The following is an 8176-nucleotide window of genomic DNA, read 5'->3' as shown; positions in this document are numbered from 1 at the left end:
TAGATTACTAGGCTGCTCACCTTTTAATGCCGCCCGAATACGTAGCTGAATACTGGTATGGTCGGATTGTTCTGGTGTATTAGCGAGTTGCGCTCTGATGGGATTTAAATCGACGTAAATCATGCAAGCTAGCACAGCGGCTTCATCGAGTAATGCTTGGGATTTAAACCGCCCCTCCCAGAAACGACCTGTACAGTTATCTTCTTGATTTGCTTGCCTTGCAATCGGTTCATTGAGACAGCGCATAAACCAGCTAATGTCGCATAATCGACTACGATAAAGGGCGATTGAATGCTTTAATCGGTTGACCTGATGGGCTTCAACTAACTCACCTTTAACGAATTTTTGCGTTAATTCATCGCCTTTAAACAACTTATGCCACTGCTCAAGCACTTGGCGGTCAGTCCAACGATTTGCCGCCTCGATATCGACTCGCAGCACCACATGCAGATGATTAGACATCACCACATAAGCAGCTACATCAATTGCAAAAACAGCTTCAAGTTCAAACATTAGCGATTCTACCCAACCACGGCGATGGTCGTAGTTTTTACCCGAGTAACTATCATCACCACATAAAAATGCCCGCCGAACAACGCGGCTACAGCAATGGTAATAAGATGTGTCTTCAAGACTTATCTGAGTTCTACGAGGGCGCGGCATACAAACCTCCTTGTTCAATGCTTAACCAAAGCATAGTCGGAGGTTAGCTACAGCGCCATTAAGGGTGGGTGTCCAAGTTTTGCTTGGAGATGTCAGCCTTTACTCGGGTCGCAGCTGGGCCAATGCCCAGCAATATGAAGCCGCCTCAACAAACGCTGGCAGCACTACGGAGCAAATCAAGGTCAATAATCCCAGTGCTGGCTGGTATTACATTACGCTCCAAAGTGAAGGCCAAAGTACAGGTGTGGCCCTTCAAGTAGATTTACGTTAATCAGCCGCGCTATTGCGGTATAAGCTAAAAGCAAAAATCCCTGCCTAGCAGGGATTTTTATTATTTCAATCGGTTAGCACACTAAGGCAGCTTTAGCTTTAGCTTTAGCTTTAGCTTTAGCTTTAGCTTTAGCTTTAGCTTTAGCTTTAGCTCTAGCTTTAGCCTTGCCTCAAACTCACACTCTGCGTGGTCGATTGCTTAGTAAACCAGCCATTGTAAACCGCGATTAAAAGTAGAAATTAATCTGACACAGAATGATGAATAGTCTCAGCAGCACGATTAAGGATGAGTGACCAGATTTGCTCTGTCGATCACTCAAAACTCATAACGATTAAGCTAACGGGTGAGCAAAAGCGTAGCTTTTGCGAGTCCAGCAAATGAAGTGAGCGACAGTTGAGCGCATTGTTAGGCCTCCGTTGGCACATTTGTTATTGATTCTATTTTGATATCTCCGTCAAATAGCTCTGCAATATATGCTGAAATGCTGTCTGAAAACTCATCTATTAGAGCAAGGCCATCAGAGTCAAAGTCATTGTCGGCTTGAAGTATGAGCCGCTCTCCGTCCCAAGTGCAGGTGACATTGCTGTGCCACGGATGGTGCTCCACGAATTCTGTGGTGATATCAATAGCTGCCTCAGCGCCGGAAGATTTAGGAACTCCATAACAGGCTAAGATGAATCTATACATGAAGGCCTAACGTCTTAGTATTTATGCGCTGCGCTGTTTGCGGGGCATAAATCGCTTGTTGGACTTGGCCTCTGCCACATCCATGTCAATTGGTATAAATGATGCTATAGGAATTTATTTTTTGCGGTAGCGTTTTTTATACAGTTTGATGATTAATCACTTGATATCGCTTTAGCTTTTTTATTCTGTCACGCTCAATTTCGACTGATTGTTGACCTTGGTTGGCAGCATTTGGGGCCCACATTCAACCTGACACTCACACCTTATCCCTTCATAGGTTTAACCCCAGAAAGCAGGCTACTTTTTTGCTGTCGGTTACGCAGCATCGTCTTGAGGGGATGGTTATCCTGACAGAGATATTGGCTGATTTTGGGGCAAAAACGCGTTAGCTATTTACTCTAAGTCGTTGACTTTAGCTTTAGACTTTTATGGATAACACCCACACTTTGGGGTAAGAATATGGGCCATAATCGCCAAGCCGCCCCATATTTTATCCCTGCGTTCGAAGGGAGCGACTAGATCGGATTATTAGCTTTTCGCTGGTCCCAAATAATCAAACAAGCGCTTCCTTTGCTCTTTATTTAACGCGTAGTAACTAAACTCTATATGTTCGCCGTTAGCCTCTAATAGCTGTATTTGCTTTGGATACTGCGAGGTAACTTTATAGCCACAATATGAGGCTTTATCTATCTTCTGGACTTCACCATAGGTCGAAACAAGAATGTTCTGGTCGTCTATTGTGATTGAAAATGAATCAACTTTTGAATTCCCAGTGTTGAAGAGGAGTAACCATAGGGGAATGAGAATATTCACAGCCAGAAAAACAATAAACATCAGCAAAAAAGTATATCGATCTGTGTCTGAACCAACGATGGTGAGTAACCCTAATTGTGGGAGGAGTAGTGTTAACGCAGTCTTATAGAGCCTGTCGAGAATGCTCTGCAAATTTGTTTGTTTTAAATCCATTTATACATACCAGAAGCTAGCGCCTTATTCGTGCATATGCGCGTTTATCTCGTGAGAACACAGGAAACGCGCACTGTGAACTATTTTTGAAAATAAGCGTTTAGATTGGTGTTGAGATGCAGCTTAATGCGTCGATAGGTCAGCTTATTTACTCAATCAACGCAACCTGATTAAGTGCGATACAGCACCTTAACCACATGCCAGCCAAACTTGGTTTTAACGAGATGTGGCACCAGTAGCTCACCGGAAAAAGCGACTTTATCGAACTGCGGCACCATTTGCCCACGCTTAAACTCACCGAGATCGCCGCCCTTTTTCGCTGAGGGACATGAGGAATAACGTTTCGCTAAGGCGCCAAAATTAGCACCGTTATTCAATTGCTTAATAATATCTTCCGCCTGCTCTTTGTGTTTAACAAGGATATGCACTGCGGCTGCGGTTTTAAACATCTTGCACTCTCTTTATCAAAAACAGCGGTGCAATTAAGTTGCACCGCCGTTATATCTTTGCCTATGAAAAATAAGTATTACTGACCCAAAATCTTCTGCCACCACTGCAACGGCTCGCCGCAGTTTTTAGCTGGATTATAAGTGCCTCTCAGGGCGGGTAATGCCTCAGTATTACTGCATCCCGCTTCCTTGGCTTCACCCGTATCTCGGTCAAAATAGCCTTGGATCACACCCGATGGCGGAATAGAACGCAGCCCAATGGGTGGACGCTCCTTCAAGAAGGCTTGGTATACCGCCATCGCACCGCTGCTACCATAAAGAGTGGTTTTACCATTATCGTCGCGACCGACCCAAATCGCAGCCACGTTACGCTCATCAAAACCGGCGAACCAAGAATCACGGCTATCGTTACTGGTACCAGTTTTACCCGCCAGCGCCACACCGGGGAAGGCATTGCCTAAGCGCGTTGCCGTACCCGAGCGCACCACTTGCTGCATGGCATATTGCACCAAAAAGTCGGTATCTGGCGTAATCGCTTGCTCTTTGGCTGAACGCGTTACGGGTAAAGGCTGATTATCACTATCGAGCACTGCGGTGACTGTGGTGAGTTTACGGTAAGCGCCGCTATCGGCGAGGGTTTGATAAACCTGCGCCACCATTAAGGGCGAGCCATTCACCGCGCCCAGTAGCATCGATGGATATTCGTTAAGCGGCTCCGACCAGCCCGACTTAGCCAAGGTGGTTGCCACGGCATCGACCCCAACGGCAATCCCAAGGTTTACCGTCGGCACGTTCATCGATTTTTTAAGCGCCGTTAACAACGAAACTTGGCCGCTAAAGGTCTTATCAAAGTTCTGCGGTGACCAGGTTTTGCCTTGCTCATTCTTTAGGGTAATCGGCTGATCTTTAAGTGGCGTGGCCAAAGTAAATTGACTATTTGGTGCCAAAGCGGTGGCGTACACAAATGGCTTGATAAGCGAGCCAATCGGTCTGCGGATCTCCACTGCGCGGTTATAACCGTCAAAGCCCGGCGTTTTATCACCCACCATAGCCGCGATACCGCCAGTGTATTTGTCGGTGACCACCATACCAATCTGCAACGACTTATTGCCCTTATCTAAGCTCTTAAAGGTTTGAGTCACGGCAATTTCGGCGGCCTCCTGCGCCATTGGATCGAGTGTGGTATAAATCTTCACCCCAGATTGTTTTAATAACGCATCGCCGTAGCGCTCATTAACCTCTTGTTTAACCAAGGCATAAAACGCAGGTAATTTTTGATGCACAGGCTTATTGGCATTACGCAAACCTAAGGGCGACTCCACCGCCACCTTGTATTGCGCGGTAGTCAGCTCGCCCGACTCCATCAATAACCGCAGCACTAAATCGCGGCGCTCTAAGCTGCGCTCTGGGTAGCGCCATGGGTTGTAGTAAGATGGCCCCTTAATCGCCGCCACTAAAAAGGCTTGCTGCGCCGTGGTTAACTCACCGATGGGACGACCAAAATAGAATTGCGAAGCCAGCCCCATACCATGCACGGCACGGGATTTATCTTGCCCCATATACACTTCGTTGAGATAAGCCTCGAGAATTTCTTCCTTGCTGTAACGAAAATCAATAATTACCGCCATTAAGGCTTCGCGAACCTTACGCAACAATGAGCGCTCGCTTGAAAGAAAGAAGTTTTTCGCCAACTGCTGGGTCAGTGTCGAACCGCCCTGCACGGTACGCCCTGCGCTGATATTTACAAAAGCAGCACGCAGAATCGCGAAGGGGTTCACCCCGTGGTGCTCGTAAAAACTGCGGTCTTCCACCAGCAATAGTGCCTGCACAATATGTTTGGGCATATCTTCGGTAGAGACAAAGAGCCTGTCTTCGCCATCGCCCGTGATCATGCGGTCAAGTAAAACGGGTTCTAAATGGAATACCGCTAACTGGCGCTTATCCTCCATTCGGGCAATAGAGCTGACGCCTTCGCTATCGAAGGTGATCATCACTCGCTGTTCTGGCTGATCGCCTTCGGGATGTAAAAAGGGTCGACGCCATAATTCGATTTTGGTGCTCGATGCCGAAAACTCGCCTACCTCGCGGGGGTTCGCCACTTTGCGATAGCCAAGTAGTTTTAACTCGGCCATCAACTGTGGATGACTCACCGCTGCTCCTGGGTATAAGGCCATGGAACGGCTAAAAACTTGTGCAGGTAAATGCCATTTTTGCCCTTCAAACTTACGGGCGATAATTTGGTCGAGGTAAATACCGTAGAAGGTCACAACGGCGAGGCCGATTAAGGCGAGCTTCCAGGTGAGCGACCAAATTTGCCCAAATAGGCCACGGCTTCGCTTCGCTTTACGTTGGGCTGGCGCTTTTTTTGTCGTATGAGTTGTCATATCTACTTCATCATTTATGCGTTAACGGCATCAGTCACAGGCACAACACAAGGTTGTAAATCAAAGCAGTCTAAAGGCTATGACTGAGATAAACCTAAGGTTTTCTTCTTGGTATATTTTGTCGGTAGCGTATTGGCAGGGGCGTCCGGCCACAGGTGTTTAGGGTAACGCCCACGCATTTCTTTTTTCACTTCAACATAGGGCCCTTGCCAAAAACTGGCGAGATCTGCCGTCAGTGCCAAAGGGCGCTGCGCCGGAGACAGCAACTCCATCGTCACCTTCAGCTTACCTTGGGCTAGTAGCGGGCTGTCAGCCATACCAAAGGTTTCCTGCAAGCGAACCCGCAGTAAGGCGCGACCCGAAGTCTCGTAAACTATGGGCGCGAAAGTGCCCGTGGCTAAAGGCCATGAGGTCGGCAACAGTGCATCAAGCGCCTGCTGCTGCGACCAACTCAATTGATTCATCACTAAACTAAAGCAATCGAGTTTTTGTAATTGCGGCAGATTATTCACATTTTCAAGGTAAGGCGCCAGCCATGTTTCAAGGTTTGCCAGCAGCGCGGCATCGCTCATATCCGGCCAATCAGCATTCGGATCTAACTCACGCGCTAAATGCAATCGCGCTTGAAACTGCGCTAAGTTATCGTGCCAATTAAGAATTTGTAAGCCTTGCTGACGGATATAACTCACTAATGCCGCCACAATTTGCGCCCGATTAGGGTTAGCAATCGTCTCGGATTTCAGTAATATCTGCCCGACTTTTGCTTGCCGCTCAGCAACAGCGCGACCTTTGGTTTCATCCCAACCGCACTGCTCATGAGTATCAACTAAGTCGGCTAACTCATGATCAAATAGGCTCGGTTGCAACGGACAAGCTAAATAGATCCGCCCAGCATTTTTACCTTCGGTTTCTTGAAAATCAGCCACCACCAACCAAGGCGTTTGCGCTAAGGCATCTTCAGCGTTGAGCACCACACCCGTTCCATTGGCCAATTGATAACCCTCGACACCGCGGGATTTGGCGATGCGATCGGGATAAGCCTGCGCCAACAGTAAACCGACATCCTGATGATGCGCATGGGAGGCGATGGCCACTAAATCGGCCTGAGTGAATTGCTTATCTAGCGCCAGCTTTTTAAGCCATTGCTTGGCCTGCTGCCCCGCACTGCCTTGGGTGGCAAAATGCAAGTAATTCATGATATCTGCGCCTTTGCGTGGCAATCCCCGCGCCTCTAAAATGCCCGCGAGCAGGCAGGCCAAGGCCGCAAGTTCTGTAGAATGGGATTTAGCAGCTAATAACATGTGCGCGAGGCGCGGATGACAGCCCAGCTCATAGGCGGCTTTACCATGCTGAGTGAGTTTGTTTTGCCCATCGACCACACCTAAGTGCTGCAGCAGTTGCCACGCCAGCGCTTCGTTCACGCTCGGCGGCGCTGTCAATAACAGCAAATCGCTGAAGGATTTTGCGCCCCAATAGGCACAGTCATGGGCCATTGAGACTAAATCGGCTTGGCTGATTTCGGGCTCATCGGCTTTGAGCAGACGTTGATGCTCTTCTTGGCCCCATAATCGAATACACACGCCCGCCGCTAAACGGCCAGCGCGACCAGCACGTTGGGTTGCCGAAGCTTGGCTAATACGTTTAAGGCTTAAGCGCGTGACCCCAGTTTTAGGGTTAAAACTCGCTTGGCGTTTATAGCCACTATCGATAACCAGCCCAATGCCTTCAATGGTGAGGCTCGACTCGGCAACGTTGGTGGAGAGCACTATTTTGCGCCTGCCACTATCGTCTGCCTTAATCGCCCTATCCTGTTCCTGCGCGGACAACTCGCCATAAAGCGGACAAATTGCCACACGGCTACCATCGAGGCGCTCCGCCAAATACTGCGCCACCCTGAGGATTTCCGCCTTACCGGGTAAAAACACCAGTATATCCTGCGGGCCGTTATCACCTACGGATGTCGCGGCATCGAGCACAACGCGGCTCAGATGGTCGAGCCAATGCTGCTGGCCCGCGACTGCACGGTAGATGATTTCAACCGGAAAACTGCGCCCCTCACTCTTAAGCAGGGCTGCGTTTGGCATTAACTCACTGAGCGCAAGGCCAGATAAGGTTGCCGACATGGCGAGGATTTTTAAGTCATCCCGCAGTGAGCTTTGCACTTCAAGAGCCAAGGCTAAACCAAGATCTGTGGTCAAATGTCGCTCGTGGATCTCATCGAAAATGATCATATCGATCCCCGTCAATTCAGGATCTTGCTGGATCATTCGGGTTAATATCCCTTCGGTAACGATCTCAAGCCGAGTCTCACCACTGACCTTGGCCTCGCCACGCACCCTAAAACCGACCTCTTGCCCTACCGCCTGTTGCCGACAATTGGCAATAAATTGCGCCACACTGCGAGCGGCCACACGTCGAGGTTCCAGCATTAAAATCCGCCCAGAAACCTCAGCCCAATCCAAGATGGCTAAAGGCAATGCGGTAGATTTACCCGCGCCTGTGGGTGCCTCGAGGATCACTTGGGCATGCGTTGCAAAGGCATCACGCAGAGATGGCAGTAAGGAATGAATAGGTAGATTGTTCAATGCAACAGTATCAACAGGGAAAAATAATGTGGCAGTTTAACATAGGCCTTAGGCAGTGTCCCTCCCGCGGCCTTCGCTTTGATACGTGACTGTTTTGTTTGGCATTGGCTTGCTAAAAATAGCATCGCCCCGACAGCAAGGCTCTCGGGGCGCCAAAAGTACAAATAAGCC

The 8176-nt window shown here is 48.8% G+C and carries 6 protein-coding genes and 1 pseudogene; 1 reads left to right on the top strand and 6 read right to left on the bottom strand.

The features are described 5' to 3' along the window. Positions 1-663: hypothetical protein (locus SHEWPOL2_RS06015; RefSeq protein WP_037427036.1), on the bottom strand; the 663-nt coding region annotated here is incomplete at its 3' end. Positions 664-748: 85 nt separating this feature from the next. On the opposite strand from SHEWPOL2_RS06015, the pseudogene SHEWPOL2_RS06010 reads away from it, so the two are divergent. Continuing rightward, positions 749-934 (top strand): annotated as a pseudogene (locus tag SHEWPOL2_RS06010) (PPC domain-containing protein); the annotation flags it as partial. Positions 935-1339: 405 nt separating this feature from the next. Here SHEWPOL2_RS06010 and SHEWPOL2_RS06005 read toward each other — a convergent pair. From SHEWPOL2_RS06005 to hrpB, 5 genes are all read right to left on the bottom strand, one after another. Next, positions 1340-1621 (bottom strand): hypothetical protein, encoded by a 282-nt coding sequence (locus SHEWPOL2_RS06005; protein ID WP_037427031.1) that lies wholly within the window; start codon positions 1619-1621, stop codon positions 1340-1342. 528 nt (positions 1622-2149) lie between these two features. Next, positions 2150-2587 (bottom strand): hypothetical protein, encoded by a 438-nt coding sequence (locus tag SHEWPOL2_RS06000; RefSeq protein WP_037414133.1) that lies wholly within the window; start codon positions 2585-2587, stop codon positions 2150-2152. Positions 2588-2757: 170 nt separating this feature from the next. Next, on the bottom strand, positions 2758-3036 hold the full coding sequence (locus SHEWPOL2_RS05995; RefSeq protein WP_011070961.1) for a peptidylprolyl isomerase: 279 nt from the start codon (positions 3034-3036) through the stop codon (positions 2758-2760). 77 nt (positions 3037-3113) lie between these two features. After that, positions 3114-5420, bottom strand: a complete 2307-nt coding sequence (gene mrcB / locus SHEWPOL2_RS05990; RefSeq protein WP_080612339.1) for a penicillin-binding protein 1B — start codon at positions 5418-5420, stop codon at positions 3114-3116. A 77-nt stretch (positions 5421-5497) separates the two neighbouring features. Then, entirely contained in the window at positions 5498-8005 is a 2508-nt protein-coding gene (gene hrpB, locus SHEWPOL2_RS05985; RefSeq protein WP_037427026.1) for an ATP-dependent helicase HrpB, read from the bottom strand. Between the last annotated feature and the right edge of the window lie 171 nt (positions 8006-8176).

It is taken from the genome of Shewanella sp. POL2 (assembly GCF_000282755.1).
GTDB classification, from domain to species: domain Bacteria; phylum Pseudomonadota; class Gammaproteobacteria; order Enterobacterales; family Shewanellaceae; genus Shewanella; species Shewanella xiamenensis.
The sequence above is the reverse complement of the archived record's forward strand: the minus strand, read 5'-3'. Positions and strand labels throughout refer to the sequence as shown.